Annotated in this window: 17 protein-coding genes and 2 pseudogenes; 8 read left to right on the top strand and 11 right to left on the bottom strand. The window is 33.8% G+C overall.

The genetic code is table 11. The features are described from left to right. Positions 1–103: 103 nt before the first annotated feature. Genes HFD15_RS09350 through HFD15_RS09340 form a run of 3 tightly spaced genes read right to left on the bottom strand, consistent with a single transcriptional unit; the run spans position 104 to position 797 of the window. The gene (locus HFD15_RS09350; RefSeq protein WP_167593392.1) at positions 104–373 is read right to left on the bottom strand and encodes a hypothetical protein; all 270 of its coding nucleotides are present in this window, start codon (positions 371–373) and stop codon (positions 104–106) included. Beyond that, positions 370–600 carry a hypothetical protein gene (locus HFD15_RS09345; protein WP_167593393.1) on the bottom strand — a complete coding sequence of 77 codons (231 nt, stop codon included), beginning with the start codon at positions 598–600 and terminating at the stop codon, positions 370–372. The genes HFD15_RS09350 and HFD15_RS09345 overlap by 4 nt, the downstream gene beginning before the upstream one ends. After that, complete coding sequence (locus HFD15_RS09340; RefSeq protein ID WP_167593394.1) at positions 597–797, bottom strand: DUF1655 domain-containing protein; 201 nt, start codon at positions 795–797, stop codon at positions 597–599. Before HFD15_RS09340 ends, HFD15_RS09345 begins: the two co-directional genes overlap by 4 nt. 528 nt (positions 798–1,325) lie before the next feature. Here HFD15_RS09340 and HFD15_RS09335 point away from each other — a divergent pair. The 5 genes and pseudogenes from HFD15_RS09335 to HFD15_RS09315 all read left to right on the top strand — a co-directional run bounded on the left by HFD15_RS09335 (position 1,326) and on the right by HFD15_RS09315 (position 6,123). Continuing rightward, complete coding sequence (locus HFD15_RS09335) at positions 1,326–1,793, top strand: helix-turn-helix domain-containing protein (RefSeq protein ID WP_167593395.1); 468 nt, start codon at positions 1,326–1,328, stop codon at positions 1,791–1,793. A 60-nt stretch (positions 1,794–1,853) separates the two neighbouring features. Next, entirely contained in the window at positions 1,854–3,053 is a 1,200-nt protein-coding gene (locus HFD15_RS09330) for a site-specific integrase (protein ID WP_167593396.1), read from the top strand. 202 nt (positions 3,054–3,255) lie between these two features. After that, on the top strand, positions 3,256–3,795 hold the full coding sequence (locus HFD15_RS09325; RefSeq protein ID WP_004254847.1) for a PadR family transcriptional regulator: 540 nt from the start codon (positions 3,256–3,258) through the stop codon (positions 3,793–3,795). A 167-nt stretch (positions 3,796–3,962) separates the two neighbouring features. Then, positions 3,963–5,441 (top strand): glycosyl hydrolase family 18 protein, encoded by a 1,479-nt coding sequence (locus tag HFD15_RS09320; RefSeq protein ID WP_012898470.1) that lies wholly within the window; start codon positions 3,963–3,965, stop codon positions 5,439–5,441. 19 nt (positions 5,442–5,460) lie between these two features. Continuing rightward, positions 5,461–6,123 (top strand): annotated as a pseudogene (locus tag HFD15_RS09315) (lytic polysaccharide monooxygenase). 42 nt (positions 6,124–6,165) lie between these two features. On the opposite strand, the gene HFD15_RS09310 reads toward HFD15_RS09315, so the two are convergent. The 8 genes and pseudogenes from HFD15_RS09310 to HFD15_RS09275 form a co-directional block, all read right to left on the bottom strand. Further along, the gene (locus HFD15_RS09310) at positions 6,166–7,458 is read right to left on the bottom strand and encodes an adenylosuccinate synthase (protein WP_004254838.1); all 1,293 of its coding nucleotides are present in this window, start codon (positions 7,456–7,458) and stop codon (positions 6,166–6,168) included. A 272-nt stretch (positions 7,459–7,730) separates the two neighbouring features. After that, positions 7,731–8,351 (bottom strand): cadmium resistance transporter, encoded by a 621-nt coding sequence (locus HFD15_RS09305; RefSeq protein ID WP_023188667.1) that lies wholly within the window; start codon positions 8,349–8,351, stop codon positions 7,731–7,733. Positions 8,352–8,609: 258 nt separating this feature from the next. Next, complete coding sequence (locus HFD15_RS09300; RefSeq protein ID WP_004254823.1) at positions 8,610–8,768, bottom strand: hypothetical protein; 159 nt, start codon at positions 8,766–8,768, stop codon at positions 8,610–8,612. 169 nt (positions 8,769–8,937) lie between these two features. After that, positions 8,938–9,405 (bottom strand): hypothetical protein, encoded by a 468-nt coding sequence (locus HFD15_RS09295; protein WP_017865065.1) that lies wholly within the window; start codon positions 9,403–9,405, stop codon positions 8,938–8,940. A 65-nt stretch (positions 9,406–9,470) separates the two neighbouring features. Then, complete coding sequence (locus HFD15_RS09290) at positions 9,471–10,148, bottom strand: hypothetical protein (protein WP_167593397.1); 678 nt, start codon at positions 10,146–10,148, stop codon at positions 9,471–9,473. 74 nt (positions 10,149–10,222) lie between these two features. Continuing rightward, positions 10,223–10,740: pseudogene (locus HFD15_RS09285) on the bottom strand (pyridoxamine 5'-phosphate oxidase family protein). 79 nt (positions 10,741–10,819) lie between these two features. After that, complete coding sequence (locus HFD15_RS09280; protein ID WP_058207901.1) at positions 10,820–11,071, bottom strand: hypothetical protein; 252 nt, start codon at positions 11,069–11,071, stop codon at positions 10,820–10,822. 95 nt (positions 11,072–11,166) lie between these two features. Further along, on the bottom strand, positions 11,167–11,490 hold the full coding sequence (locus HFD15_RS09275) for an iron chaperone (RefSeq protein WP_058207902.1): 324 nt from the start codon (positions 11,488–11,490) through the stop codon (positions 11,167–11,169). A gap of 235 nt (positions 11,491–11,725) precedes the next feature. Between HFD15_RS09275 and hslO the strand changes: the two genes are divergently transcribed. From hslO to dusB, 3 genes are all read left to right on the top strand, one after another. Continuing rightward, complete coding sequence (gene hslO / locus HFD15_RS09270; protein WP_004254807.1) at positions 11,726–12,592, top strand: Hsp33 family molecular chaperone HslO; 867 nt, start codon at positions 11,726–11,728, stop codon at positions 12,590–12,592. 54 nt (positions 12,593–12,646) lie between these two features. Further along, positions 12,647–13,168 (top strand): dihydrofolate reductase family protein, encoded by a 522-nt coding sequence (locus tag HFD15_RS09265; protein WP_023188661.1) that lies wholly within the window; start codon positions 12,647–12,649, stop codon positions 13,166–13,168. Positions 13,169–13,295: 127 nt separating this feature from the next. Beyond that, positions 13,296–14,300 carry a tRNA dihydrouridine synthase DusB gene (gene dusB / locus HFD15_RS09260; RefSeq protein WP_012898479.1) on the top strand — a complete coding sequence of 335 codons (1,005 nt, stop codon included), beginning with the start codon at positions 13,296–13,298 and terminating at the stop codon, positions 14,298–14,300. Positions 14,301–14,307: the final 7 nt, after the last annotated feature.

Raw genomic sequence — 14,307 nt, 5'->3', positions numbered from 1 at the left:
GAAGATTAATCACCTTTTTTAGATTATTTTCTAACCGTTCCCATGCTTTGCGTTGTTTTTCCAAATCTCCGTAATCAATTTTAACTTCTGTCACTTCTTCCTCCTATTCGGCTAATGAATCCATTAACTGCTCAAGTTGTTTCTTTGAGACCCAAACCGTTTTATCTCCTTCTTCAAGGATAACTTCACGAAGGCCAGCAACCACTAGCTTTTTATAGTAAGCTTCATTAATCGAAAGTTCACGTTTTAAATCAGCTTTTTTCTTATATGGAAACTCACGCAGTTGCTCAATTCTTGCTTCAACCAGTTTATCAACACGGCCTAATACAGATTGAGTCAGTTCCTGCTCTGCTTCAAATGATAAGATACTCATGATTCCCCCTTTTGTGCCTCAGTTTTCATGATTAAGCGAGCGATTTTGTTAATCTCTTTCACTCGTTCATCCATCATATAAAGGGACATGATTAGAGTATCTTTAAGCCGGTTTAATTCATAATTTCTGTTTTCTTCTTCAAGATTATATATTCCTTGAACTTCATCTAAAACCATTGTTAGGATTGCTGAAGCCTCAGCATTTTTTAAATTAATATCTTCAATCATGCTTTACCTCGAACTATTTCTAATTGAATGTCATTTGACAAAGTTGTAAATGTCACTACGCTTTTACCGTCAAATAGGCGATAAACGTACTCATTTAGTTGGATGAAGTGCCGTGCTTTGGTTTTTAACAAGTCCATAAGTTCAAAAGCGATAGAATCGTCTAGGATATAAGTTTCCTTATTTACTGGTTTTTTCATCTTGTGTAACCTCTCTTTTTAGTGTAAAATAGAGAGTAGAAAAGCTTTATTTAAGCCGCTCTACTCATGTTGTTTAAAATCCCGCCGGTCTCCAAACTTTTGGGATTTTTTTGTGTTCTCAATTTTGCGTACTGGGCGGTGCGCTTTTTTTTATTTTTTACATTTTAAAATTATCAGCATACTCTTGAAATGAATTCGAGAACTTTAATATAGATACTTTGCTTAACTTGACAAGGTCCTGTTTCAAGGCTGCGCAAAGTTTTTTCCCCAATTCCAATCAGTTTACATGTTTCGATCTGAGTTAGTTTCATCCCTGCTCGTCTTTCTCTGAGAGATTTAGCTTGTTCATTTGTCCATATCTTCATAATGGATAGGTATCCTTTCTATTTTTGGAATTGTTTTTCAATCCTTTGAGTATATTATATACTGTTTTTCAATCCTTGTCAATAAAAAAGAAATGAAAAACAGTCCTTTAACTATCTTTTCTTTATTTTTCTGATATAATTTATATAAAGAGAGGAAACATATATGTCACTTACAGCAGATAGAATCAAAAAACAGAGAAAAAAAAATAACTTGACAATGCAGGACTTGGCTGAAAAAATGGGGGTCTCTAAAACTACTATTGTAGAATGGGAAAATGGTAAAAGAGAACCAAAGCAAGATGTCATTGATAAATTATCCGAATTTTTAGACGTAGATAAGGCGTATCTCCTAGGTTTACAAAAAGAGGAGAAAATAATTTCATTGGCAAATTTTATAATGGAGCTTGGTAATGAACGCTTTACAAAGTTTTTTAATGAACTAAGAACAAATTTTTCAGAACAAGATTATGATAATTTGACTAATATAGTCTCTGCCTATTCTTTACTTGATAACGAAGATAGAAATTTTTTTACAAAAAGCATGGGCTTAAAATCAGGATTAATTGACAGAACATTTAAAGCAGAAAATGGAAAAATTGTTTTTATTGATAATGATAAACCCTCGTCTTAATTTAAATAATTTCATGTTTTGACTTTTGCGTACTGGGCGGTGCTAGAAAGACAAATCAACATGAACAAACTAAATATAAAAGAATACAAAACAAAAGGGGGAGAGGTGCGTTATATTCTGCGTGGCGCTTATATCGGTACTGATGTGCTTACAGGTAAGCAAGTAAAAACAGATATTAGAGGGCGCACAAAAACAGGCGTCAAGAATGAACTCGAACGCCTGAAAAATAATTTTAAAAAGAATGGTAACACCAAAGGTAAAGAATCACTCGAAACTTTTGGAGAGGTTGCTGAGAGCTTTTTTGAACTTTATAAGCTGCAACGTAAGATAGGTTCTATTGACCAAATGAGATCAAATCTCGATAATTATACTTTGCCAGCTTTTGGTAGTAAGAGAATCACCAAGATTACCACAGCACAAATACAGCAGCAAGTTATCAATTGGGGAAAAAGTGCCGCTGCTCCTCTTAACGGGAGGCAAAAGCGTACTACTGGACAAGCTAAACGATATAAACTGCAGTTCAATATCATCAATCGCATATTTCAACATGCACTTTCACTTGGAATCATTGAGGCTAATCCGTGTCAGTCAGTGATTGTGCCACAAGTAAAGGTGGAACAAGCAAAAAAAGAGATAAAGTTTTACAAAAAATCAGAATTAGCAAAACTCTTTAATTACCTTGAATCTCTAAAGAGTGGCCAGTGGTCAAATGAATACTTTAAAGCTCTTCTACGCTTGCTTGTGGCATCGGGCTTGCGTATTGGCGAAGCTATGGCCTTATCATGGTCTGATATTAACTTTGAAAACCAGACTGTATCTGTCAGCAAAACCACAGTCAGACGATTTCAAATTCAAGATACACCAAAAAGCAATAAAAGCAATCGAATTATTACCATTGACGATAAGGCAATTTCTGTATTAAAAAGCTGGTACTTCTTTCAAAAGAAACACTTTATGAAGTTAGGAAATCCACAACAAAACCTAGTATTTCCAAAAATAGAAGGTGGAGTGATGGATTATCACAACCTTATCTACAAGCTGAATAATATAATCAAAGATACTGAACTGCCGTTGTTGAGCTTTCATGGATTCAGGCATTCACATGCTAGCCTTTGTTTAAATGCTGGAATGAGTTATAAAGTGATTCAAGAAAGGCTAGGTCATTCAAAGTTGCAATTGACTATGGACCTATACTCACATCTTGAGCCCGAAAAGAAGAATAAAGAGCTTGAACTATTTACTAAGTATGCCAACTTTTAAAATAGAACTCTGTTAAAAACTCTGTTAATTCTATTCTTAGATAAAATAAAAAACTCAAACCTTTTAATATCAAAGGCTTGAGACTAATCCGTGTATATAATATAATAGAATAGACAGTTTTTTAAAAATGAAGTTTAAATTCTACATCAAAAATTTACAATTTACTATTTTTTGTGTATCATGGAAATAAAGGAGAAAAAATATGAGCCATAGAGATAAATTATCTTATATTATACTTGGACTTTTAAAGACCGAACCATTAAGTGGTTATGACCTTAAGAAAAAGTTTGAAAGTGAAGTCGGTGAATTTTGGCAAGCCAACACAGGGCAAATTTATCCTTCACTTAGAGTATTATTAAACGATCAAGCCGTTACTTTTGATGTACACATTGTAGGTGAAAAGTTAGAGAAAAAAACCTATCAAATTACTCCAAAAGGAATCGAACTATTTAACGAGTGGTTAAAACACCCTGTTGACCGCTATCCAATTCAAAAAGATGAATTCATGCTCCGCCTTTATTTTCTTGATGACAAAAATGAAGAAAATCTCCAAAAACTAATTGAAGAAGAAAGTATTGTCCACCAGAAAAAACTGGAATATCTGATTAAACGTCAAAAAGACCTCTTTGGTGAAGATGAAAAAAATAAAAAAAGTGGCCACTATTTGGTTTTAGATTTTGCTATTCAAAGAGAAACTTTTAAAAAAGAATGGTTAGATTCTTTACTTAAAGATTTAAAATAAGAAAAACACTAATATTTTATGAATATTAGTGTTTTTTTATCCTTCAAAAATAATTATTTTATAAACCTTTTTATTTTTAGTTAAGGAAAAAAATTGTTAAAATAAAGTTAGCGCTTACAGAACAAGATTCCGGAATCTTTAAAATCACTATTGTTTAGGAGATATTTATGATTTCAGTGAAAAAACGTAGAGAAATTAAGGCTTTTTTGGTAACAGCATCTATAGGAATTGTTGTATTAGGAGGGCAACAAGTCTTAGCAGATGCAGCTAGTGAAATGGTCAATCCAAAAGATAAAGTGCTTGTAGGTTATTGGCACAATTGGAAATCAACAGGAAAAGATGGTTATAAAGGAGGAAGTTCTGCTGACTTCAATCTTTCAAGTACACAAGAAGGCTACAATGTAATTAATGTTTCCTTTATGAAAACACCTGAAGGACAAACCCTTCCCACTTTCAAGCCTTATAACAAAACCGATACTGAATTCAGAGCCGAAATTTCAAAATTAAATGCCGAAGGTAAGAGCGTCTTAATCGCTTTAGGAGGAGCTGACGCTCATATTGAATTAAAGAAAAGTCAGGAAAGTGATTTTGTTAATGAAATCATTCGTCTTGTAGATACTTACGGCTTTGATGGATTAGATATTGATTTAGAGCAGGCTGCAATTGAAGCAGCAGATAATCAAACTGTTATCCCATCCGCTTTAAAAAAAGTTAAAGACCATTATCGAAAAGATGGTAAAAACTTTATGATTACGATGGCTCCAGAATTTCCTTATTTAACAAGTTCAGGAAAATATGCACCATATATCAACAATTTAGATTCGTACTATGATTTCATCAATCCTCAATACTATAATCAAGGAGGAGATGGTTTCTGGGATAGTGATTTAAATATGTGGATTTCTCAATCAAATGACGAAAAAAAAGAAGATTTTCTCTATGGTTTAACTCAACGTCTCGTAACAGGAACAGATGGGTTTATTAAAATCCCAGCCAGTAAATTCGTTATTGGTCTACCATCTAATAATGACGCTGCTGCAACAGGTTATGTGAAAGACCCCAATGCCGTAAAAAATGCATTGAATCGCTTAAAAGCTTCCGGTAACGAAATAAAAGGTTTAATGACTTGGTCAGTAAATTGGGATGCTGGAACCAATTCAAATGGCGAAAAATATAATAATACTTTTGTAAATACATACGCCCCAATGCTCTTTAACAATCAACCGATTGAAGATACTGAAAAACCAACCTTGCCCACAATTTCAATTAGTAATGTGACTGCTTCTACTGCCACGATTCAAGGAAAATCTACAGACAATGTTCGCATTGATCACTATGAAATTAAGATTGGTACTCAATCATTTAAAAGTACTTCCGGCTTACAAGATGTGACTGGATTATCCAAAAAAACTGAATACAATGTTGAAATTGTAGCAGTTGACCCTTCAGGTAATCGTTCTGATACGGCCAGAGCTACATTTATGACACTGGACACATCAGCGGAAAATAATACTTGGCAAAAGGATAAAGTTTATGTTCAAGGTGATCGTGTTACTTTTAATGGAGTAAATTATGAAGCAAAATGGTGGAATACTGGCCAACAACCTGACCAATCAGGAGATTTTGGTCCATGGAAAAAGCTATAAATAGGAGAGGAATAAATTTATGAAAAAACTACTTACTGGTTTATTAGTCGCTGCAGGTCTACTCAGTGTCTCCCTTTTAATTAAAACAGATACTGTATCAGCTCATGGTTATGTTCAATCACCACCAGCCAGAGGCTATCAAGGACAATTAGATTCTCAAAGTTTAGGGTGGACCGCCGCTTTTAACATTTATGGAAATGTTATTAGTAACCCACAATCTTTAGAAGCACCTAAAGGCTTCCCGGTGTCTGGTCCCGCTGATGGTCGGATTGCTTCTGCAAATGGAGGCTTAGGGCAAATAGGCGACTTTGTTCTAGATAATCAAACTAGTACACGATGAAAAAAAACATCTATTAGTACAGGTTCTAACATCTTTACTTGGAAATACACTGCACCTCATAAAACAACTAAGTGGCACTACTATATGACCAAAACAGGTTGGGACCAAAATGCACCTTTAAAACGTTCAGAATTAGAACTTATAGGGACAATCAATCACGATGGGTCTCCTGCAACAAATAATCTCTCACATACGATTAACATTCCAACTGATCGATCTGGATATCACATTGTTTTGGCTGTCTGGGATGTAGCTGATACTTCTAATGCCTTTTATAATGTAATTGATGTCAACGTCAATAATAAAAACTCTAGTTCACAAGTCTTTGGACCCTTCTTGTAAACAAAAAAAGTCAGAGCATGCTCTGGCTTTTTTATTTTGACTTTATACGCCCCAAACTGATTCTAAAACATTAGTTTGTTCACGACCAGGACCTACTGAGAAAGTCGAGATACGTACGCCAACTAGTTCACCAACCCGACGAACATAGTTACGAGCAGCTTCTGGTAACTCTTCTAAAGTTCGGCATGAAGTAATATCTTCAGACCATCCTGGCAATTCTTCATAGATTGGTTTGCAATCTGCTAATTCCTTAAGTGATGCTGGATAATGAGTAATTTGTTCACCATTACTACGTTCGTAAGCAACACAAATTTTTACTGTTTCAAGTCCTGAGAGAACGTCAATTGAATTCAAGCTAAGATTTGTCAAGCCAGAAACACGTTTTGCATGACGCATTACGACTGAGTCAAACCAACCAACACGACGTGGACGTCCTGTTGTTGTTCCATATTCATGTCCTACTTCACGAATTTGATGTCCAACTTCATCAAAAAGTTCTGTTGGGAATGGACCATCACCCACACGTGAAGTATAGGCTTTACAAACACCAACAACTTTTGAAATTTTTGATGGACCCACACCAGAGCCAATCGTTACCCCACCAGCTACTGGGTTTGATGAAGTTACAAATGGGTATGTTCCTTGGTCAATATCAAGCATTACCCCTTGCGCACCTTCAAAAAGGACACGTTTTCCTGCATCAAGGGCATCATTCAAGATAACTGAAGTATCTGTCACATATTTTTTAAGTTGTTGACCGTATTCATAGTATTCTTCAAATATTTCTTCAAATTCGATTGGTTCTGAATCATACATTTTTACAAATTCACGGTTTTTAGCTTCAAGGTTTGTACGTAAACGTTCCTCAAAGATTTCTTTGTCAAGTAAGTCTGCAACACGAATTCCGACACGAGCTGCTTTATCCATATAGGCTGGACCAATCCCTTTAATGGTTGTCCCAATCTTCTTATCGCCTTTGGCTTCTTCTTGAAGGAAGTCTAATTTTTTATGGTAAGGCAAGATAACATGTGCACGGTCTGAAATACGTAAACTCTCTGCAGAAACTCCATTTTCAGCGAGATAAGCGATTTCTTCAATCAGTGATTTTGGGTTAACAACGACACCATTCCCAATAACGGAAATCTTTTCAGGGAAGAAAATTCCTGATGGAATAAGGTGAAGTTTGAACTTTTTGCCGTCGATGACGATGGTATGACCTGCATTGTCTCCCCCTTGATAACGGGCAATAACTTCTGCATTTGAGCTTAGGAAATCTGTAATTTTACCTTTTCCTTCGTCTCCCCATTGCGTTCCGACAACTACTACTGATGGCATAATATTCTCCTTTTGGATAGTTTTGACTATCCACTTTTCTTAAAATATTTTGCACGCTCCAAGTTCGCTTGGCTGGCATTTCTGAAAAACTTCTTCAACTTTTGAACTAATTTATCAAAAGTAAAAGATAAATCATTTCTTGAAAGCTCCTATCGCACTATTTTTTATTTTATCAAAAAACATCAAGATTTACTTAAAAAATCCTGATGCTTTTGATTAAATCTAAATTATCGTTCGGAAATACGGAACTTTTTTAATCTTTAAATTATGTTTTACAAAAAACTGAGAATTTTGGAGACTGTTCCACTTTCTAGTAAAACCATTATTCCAAGTATTATATAAACAAAAGCAAGAATCCAACGACTGTATTTTTCTAAAACGTCATGAAGGTGAGGATTTTTTGCAATTGTTTTTCCAAGAAGCCCTAAAATTAATATGTTTAAGGCAAAAATTATTATTGATAATAGCAAATTATTAGCTGACAGTGTCATAAAAAATGGAGTAAACAAAGCAATATTATCCGCTCCACAACTCGCAAAAGAAATGATAATAACAGTTCCAAGCAAGCTTTTATTTTTCCTTTTTTGTAGCAATTCATCTAATTCTTCATCGTCATCATCATCCCCAAAGAATAAATATTTTATTCCTAGTCCTAAAGGAATCAGGCCCAGTAAGCCTAAAATCCACTCTTCTGGAACAAGTTTTAGGATGACCGCAAAAAATAAACTGACCAATACAAGTGCAAAAGAACCAATTATTTGTCCCAAAGTAATAGATAAATGACTTTTTTTATCAAAACGAACATATAATATTGCTAGTAATATAAGTAAATCTAGGGCTGTTGCCCAGTAGATAACCGTTGAATTTATTATAACTGAAAACATATTAACCATTTTCTAACCTCTCAAAGCTATTGAGGATGAGCTTTTTCATTATTCTACTAAATAAAAAGCTATAAGCAAAGGGTTTAAGATTGACAACTTTAAATGCTTTGAACAATTTCCATGGATATTTATTATTTTTGTTACAACTTGTAAGTTTCGATTCTTTAAATTTTAGAAAACGAATAAAAGACAGGACAATATTCTTCAGTTAAGAGCTAGAAAAATATCCATTATACAATTATTATCACTTATCTGACATTTGAGTTATTAATTTAGTGAAAGAAGCGAGATATTTTTTTCTTCAACTACTTTTAATTGACCATTTTCCAATTTTACAATACAGCTATGTTGATAATTTGATTCATCACCAAATATAACGGTAGCTTTCTGTCCATCAGCTAAGATGATGATGTCGCCTTTTTTCATGTTCTAAATTCTTTCTATTTTATAAAAATGGATTTTATCCAGTTGGATGATAGATTACATTTATCTTGAGATTATAGTTTGCACCCTAATACAAGTTTTAATATTTTAGCAAAATAAGCTATATTTTTTCGAATTATTAGTGCTAATTGTCTTAGAAAACTTTATTTTCTCAATCATTTATCGGAAATGCATCCATAGATTTTAGAGAACGAGCAACTGGGACAATTCTTTTACTTTTTTGTTGACTTTTAAAACCTAGAGTAATTTCAGAATTATCGTTAGGCAGCTTCTTAGCAATTTTAGAAACTATTTTTTGCAGGACTATAATTTTACTTTGTGCATAAGAATCCCCCATTTGTGAATCTATATTTATATTAAATAGCCTTTTTGAATCTCTTTCTTTTTTTGGATAAACTTCAATCATATCTCCTTTAGAAATATCTGCATTTGTCACATTATGAACGACTTTATAGCTCCATTCATAATTATCAAAAGTAAGCTTCGAATCCCCTTTAACAGCAAGTTCTGATTTTAAATCTGAAATTACTGAATCGTACTTGCTATTTTTATTCTTTGAGCATGACGATAATGTTAATATTACAAGAAAAGTAAGACCCCATAAGATAATTTTTTTCATAACTACTCCTAGTTGTTAAACTCTTATTCCATGTCAATTTGTTTTTTTATTTTGTGATTGAAAAATTATGAATCTTGAGGAAATGTCCAATTTTTATTGGTTGAATTATAATATGTTCTTGCCTCATTTATTATATTATCAAAAGTAGGAAGTCCTAATCCTCCATTTTCATAATGAGCTTCAGTATAAGCTCTTAAATGTTCAGGGAGTATTTCTTTTACTTTGTTTTCAATCGCTTCTGTACACTGCTTATAATCGCTATCATATTTTTCTTGAAACTGACTGTCACTATAACTTATTTTTGGTTCAGCATACATGGTAATGATATCTCGCAACATTTGTCTATGCCAAGCCTCTTTCTCAAGTTCAATAGATTTATATCCTTCTTCAAGTTTCTCCTGATCTTCTTGTGATAATTTTGATGAATCCTTGTAATCAATTGAAGAACCAGTATCTGTAGACTCCCTTTCTTTTTTGGAAGATTGAGAAGTGCTACTAGCAAAACTTGCTTGTGAACTCTTTGGACTGGGATAGAAAAAGATCGTTAATAAAATTCCTATCGCAAATATTAAAAGACTCACAATAACAGTTCCTAAAACAAGCACTGTTTTTTTATTAGAGTTTGGAACACTAGACTCCTCGCGTACCAAGCCTAGTGAAAGAGCCTTTTCATAGTCTTCTTCATTAGGCTCACGCCCATTTACATTTTTAAAGGATTTCTCCCACTCCTTTTTTCTAATCATTTTCTACTCCAAATTTTCATAATTTATATAAAATCATTCTCTTTTAAAGAACATTTTTATGTAGCTTAACAATATCAGTCCCAAAAATTTCTAATTTTTTTCTCAGGATGGATATTTTGTTTTACAGTATATGAGTCCAATTCAATTTTTATTACTCCAACTCGCTCTAACATTTTTTCTGGCATGGGGTCGTATTCTTTTCCTTTTGCTGCATGCTCCATTAAAAGCTCCAATGCCACCCTCTTTTCGTCCAAATTTTCTATCATTTCTGCTTTTCCAAAACCAATCAAACTTTGATAAGCATAAGAATAAGTTGAAGCATTTTTATTTCCTTCGATTAGCTTATGATGACTATCCATTTCGACAGCAACTAAAGGATTTTTTCTAGCATTGATACTTTCTTTCCTTCTTTTGCTCCATGAACATATAGTGTTAGTTGATCATTATTATCCCAAGAATAGCCGAAATTTACTGGTACTACATAGGGGTAAATTTCTCCATTTATGGCCAGACGAACGACTTGTACTTCTTCAACCAGTTCTTTAATTAGCTCAATATCTGTAACCTGTCTTTTAGCTCTTCTCATATCCATTGTTATTATCCTTTACTTCTGTATTTGTTCAATTAATTTATATTAAATTTTTACATATGATTATTTTAAAATACCATTCTCAGGGTTTACTTATCCAACGAATCCATTCGGGCAAAGCTTCTTTTTTAGGCTTGTAACCTTTCTTAAACAACGTATAAAAATATTCTTTATTAAGACGTTCAAATCTATCTAAAAATGATTCATCTACATTTTCATTTTTACGAACTGCATTGATAAAAGCAGTTAAAATAATTGCTATGAATAATCCTATATAAATTAATATAAAAAAAGCAATAAATATTAATATTGGTCCAAGTGGTACAGTTCGCATAATTCACATTCTTTCTTTTAATAATTGGTTTCAGGATACATAAATTTACAAATACAAATAATTTTTATAGTTTATTATCAAAACACCAGTTAAATTTAATGGTCCAAGTTCCATTTTACAATCTCACTAACCAAGCGTTTGAGTTCATTGGTTTCAACATCATAAGGAACTTTTATGGTCCCTTTACTGCATTCATATTGTTCTTTAAGAGACGCACTATTATTTTCAATGAAGTTTGGTTTGGGATAAATTCCTAAGTGCTTTTTTTGAGGACTTGCATAAATAAGGACATTCTTATCCTTAAACCATGCAGGCATTCCGTAGGAAATACGTTCTTGTGCTTCAGGAAAGACCAATTTTACAGTTTCTCTGACAATGTTCATTAACTCATCATTTTTAAAATAATCTTCAAATTCCATAGCAGGCCTCTCTCATCTTCATTATCATTTTTTTGTTGTTTTTAGTAATAATATGTTCAAAAAATTTATTTACTGCTATTAGTTTATCAAAATCCTTTATTCTTAACAAACACTTTTAAGCTTTCTCAAACATCAAAGGAAAATCTGAGGTTTTTTCTTGCTTTTATATCATTTATTGATTGACAATTTTTGTGCTCTATTGAGGTCAGTTGGGGTCTTGTGGTACAATAGACTCATGGATAAAATTATCAAATCAATCTCAAAAAATGGGCATTTCAGAGCTTTTGCTTTGGATTCAACCCTAACTGTGAAAGAAGCACAGGAACGCCATCAAACATGGCCAACTTCGACGGTTGCCTTAGGTCGTACATTGATTGCTGGACAAATTTTAGGAGCTAATGAAAAAGGTGATACTAAAATTACAGTTAAAGTTCTGGGTGATGGAGCAATGGGGCCAATCATCGCAGTCGCTGACAGCCGCGGCCATGTCAAAGGTTATGTCAAAAATCGTGAACTCGACTATAAAAAAGCTTCAACTGGTGAAGTGTTAGTTGCTCCTTTTGTTGGTAATGGCTTTTTAGTTGTGGTCAAAGACATGGGACTTAAACAACCTTATAGTGGTCAAGTTGATTTAATTACTGGTGAAATTGGCGAAGACTTAGCTTGGTATTTTTTAAGTTCAGAACAAACTCCTTCTTCTGTTGGTGTGAATGTTTTGCTTAATGAAGACTCAGATACAGTCAAAATTGCTGGTGGATTTATGTTGCAAGCTTTGCCAGATGCTACTGACGAAGAAATTACCGAAATTGAACATAATATTAAAAGTATGCCTTCAATTGCAACAATGCTGACCAGTGAAGAACCATTAAAAACGATGTTAGACAATATTTATGGCGATATGGAATACAAAAATCTTGGCGAATTTCCTTTGGAATTCAAATGTGATTGTAGTAAGGAACGTTTCCTTGAAGGCATTAAATCTTTAGGAAGAGAACCAATTGAGGAAATGATAGCCGAGGATCACGGTGCTGAAATTATTTGTCAATTCTGTGAAAACAAATATGAGTATTCTGAAGATGAATTAAAAGCACTCCTTAAGTAAAATAACTAATTATTTTACTGACAGAAATTCTGTCAGTAAATAGAATTGAGAAAAATGACTGTAAAATTTTTTATTGCTTCTACATTAGACGGCTATATTGCCACCAAAGAAGAAAGTCTCCAATGGCTTTTTGATGTTGAGGGTGAGGGTGATAACGGCTATGGTGCTTTTTATAGTGATATTGATACAATCATTATGGGTAAAAAGACTTATGATTGGTTAGAAAAAGAGCAAGCCGGTCAGTGGCCTTATTCTGACAAAACTTCTTATATTTTAACTCATCAAGAAATTTCTTCTACTGACAATATCGTTTTTATTGACAAAGAAAAACTGACAGAGCTGTCAGTAAATTTTGCGGATACTGACAAAAATATCTGGGTTGTTGGCGGCGGAGAAGTCATCAAACTTTTTCTTGAAAATCATTGGGTTGATGAATTACAAGTTACCATTGCCCCAGTTTTACTAGGAGACGGAATTTCACTTTTTCCGTCAGGAAATTACAAAGAGAAACTTCAACTGATTGACACAAAAACCTACGGACAATTTGTTGAATTACATTATTTAGTAAAAAAATAGATACTGACGATTTTGTCAGTATTTTTTGTCAGTAAAACTTACTGACAGAATTCACCGACAGAGCTGTCAGTAACTTTTTAAGCCTTAAAACCTTGTGAAATCTCAAAAAATTGCTATAATATTCTTTATGACTATGGACAAAATTTACAACGAATCGTGGAAAATTGGCGATATCGAAATAAAAAATAAAATTGTGTTAGCACCAATGGCCGGAATTACGAATAAAGCTTTTCTGACTACTGCTAAAGAATTTGGAGCTGGACTTGTTGTAACTGAAATGATTTCTGATAAAGGAATTGAACATCGCAACAAAAAAACTTTGGAAATGATGGATTTTGAAGGGGTCCCTCATCCACTCTCAATGCAAATTTTTGGGGGTGAAGTAGATACTCTGGTTGAAGCAGCCAAATTTGTTGAAGCAAATACTGTTGCTGATATTATTGATATCAATATGGGTTGCCCAGTACCCAAAGTAACTAAAAACGAAGCCGGTTCTCGTCTTTTGCTTGATCCTGATAAAGTTTATGATGTGGTCTCTGCTGTTTCTAAAGCTATTTCAAGACCACTAACAGTGAAAATCCGAATTGGTTGGGATGACGACCACCTTTTTGCAGTTGAAAATGCTAAAGCAATTGAAGCGGGAGGCGGAGCGGCTGTTTCTATGCATGCACGAACCAAAGCACAAGCTTATACAGGAAATGCTCAAGAAAATTGGCACTGGCTCAAAAAATTGACCGAAAATGTCAATATTCCGGTCATCGGAAATGGCGATGTCAAGACTCCTGAAGACGCGAAACGCATGATTGATGAAACAGGCGTCACTGCGGTCATGATGGGAAGAGCAGCCCTTGGAAACCCTTGGATTCTTCATCGTACCGAGCATTATCTACGAACAGGTGAACTATTGCCTGAACCAACAGTTGCGGAAAAAATGGAAATTGCAAAACTTCACTTGGCACGTCTCGTCGAATTAAAAGGTGATAATCTTGCTAGCCGAGAATTTCGTCAGCACGCAGCATATTACCTAAAAGGAGCTTCTCGTGCAGCAAAAGTAAAAGTTGCTGTCAATCAAGCAGAATCACAAGCAGAAATTATCACTATTCTCGATAATTTTGTGAATGGAATCAAATAAAACGATA

This window comes from Lactococcus sp. EKM203L, assembly GCF_011800585.1.
GTDB classification, from domain to species: Bacteria; Bacillota; Bacilli; order Lactobacillales; family Streptococcaceae; genus Lactococcus; species Lactococcus lactis.
The sequence above is the reverse complement of the archived record's forward strand: the minus strand, read 5'-3'. Positions and strand labels throughout refer to the sequence as shown.

Excerpts from the sequence above, each read along its gene's own strand:
- HFD15_RS09350 (WP_167593392.1), bottom strand. The coding sequence starts at position 373 with ATGAGTATCTTATCATTTGAAGCAGAGCAGGAACTGACTCAATCTGTA.
- HFD15_RS09345 (WP_167593393.1), bottom strand. The coding sequence starts at position 600 with ATGATTGAAGATATTAATTTAAAAAATGCTGAGGCTTCAGCAATCCTA.
- HFD15_RS09340 (WP_167593394.1), bottom strand. The coding sequence starts at position 797 with ATGAAAAAACCAGTAAATAAGGAAACTTATATCCTAGACGATTCTATC.
- HFD15_RS09335 (WP_167593395.1), top strand. The coding sequence starts at position 1,326 with ATGTCACTTACAGCAGATAGAATCAAAAAACAGAGAAAAAAAAATAAC.
- HFD15_RS09330 (WP_167593396.1), top strand. The coding sequence starts at position 1,854 with ATGAACAAACTAAATATAAAAGAATACAAAACAAAAGGGGGAGAGGTG.
- HFD15_RS09325 (WP_004254847.1), top strand. The coding sequence starts at position 3,256 with ATGAGCCATAGAGATAAATTATCTTATATTATACTTGGACTTTTAAAG.
- HFD15_RS09320 (WP_012898470.1), top strand. The coding sequence starts at position 3,963 with ATGATTTCAGTGAAAAAACGTAGAGAAATTAAGGCTTTTTTGGTAACA.
- HFD15_RS09310 (WP_004254838.1), bottom strand. The coding sequence starts at position 7,458 with ATGCCATCAGTAGTAGTTGTCGGAACGCAATGGGGAGACGAAGGAAAA.
- HFD15_RS09305 (WP_023188667.1), bottom strand. The coding sequence starts at position 8,351 with ATGGTTAATATGTTTTCAGTTATAATAAATTCAACGGTTATCTACTGG.
- HFD15_RS09300 (WP_004254823.1), bottom strand. The coding sequence starts at position 8,768 with ATGAAAAAAGGCGACATCATCATCTTAGCTGATGGACAGAAAGCTACC.
- HFD15_RS09295 (WP_017865065.1), bottom strand. The coding sequence starts at position 9,405 with ATGAAAAAAATTATCTTATGGGGTCTTACTTTTCTTGTAATATTAACA.
- HFD15_RS09290 (WP_167593397.1), bottom strand. The coding sequence starts at position 10,148 with ATGATTAGAAAAAAGGAGTGGGAGAAATCCTTTAAAAATGTAAATGGG.
- HFD15_RS09280 (WP_058207901.1), bottom strand. The coding sequence starts at position 11,071 with ATGCGAACTGTACCACTTGGACCAATATTAATATTTATTGCTTTTTTT.
- HFD15_RS09275 (WP_058207902.1), bottom strand. The coding sequence starts at position 11,490 with ATGGAATTTGAAGATTATTTTAAAAATGATGAGTTAATGAACATTGTC.
- hslO (WP_004254807.1), top strand. The coding sequence starts at position 11,726 with ATGGATAAAATTATCAAATCAATCTCAAAAAATGGGCATTTCAGAGCT.
- HFD15_RS09265 (WP_023188661.1), top strand. The coding sequence starts at position 12,647 with ATGACTGTAAAATTTTTTATTGCTTCTACATTAGACGGCTATATTGCC.
- dusB (WP_012898479.1), top strand. The coding sequence starts at position 13,296 with ATGACTATGGACAAAATTTACAACGAATCGTGGAAAATTGGCGATATC.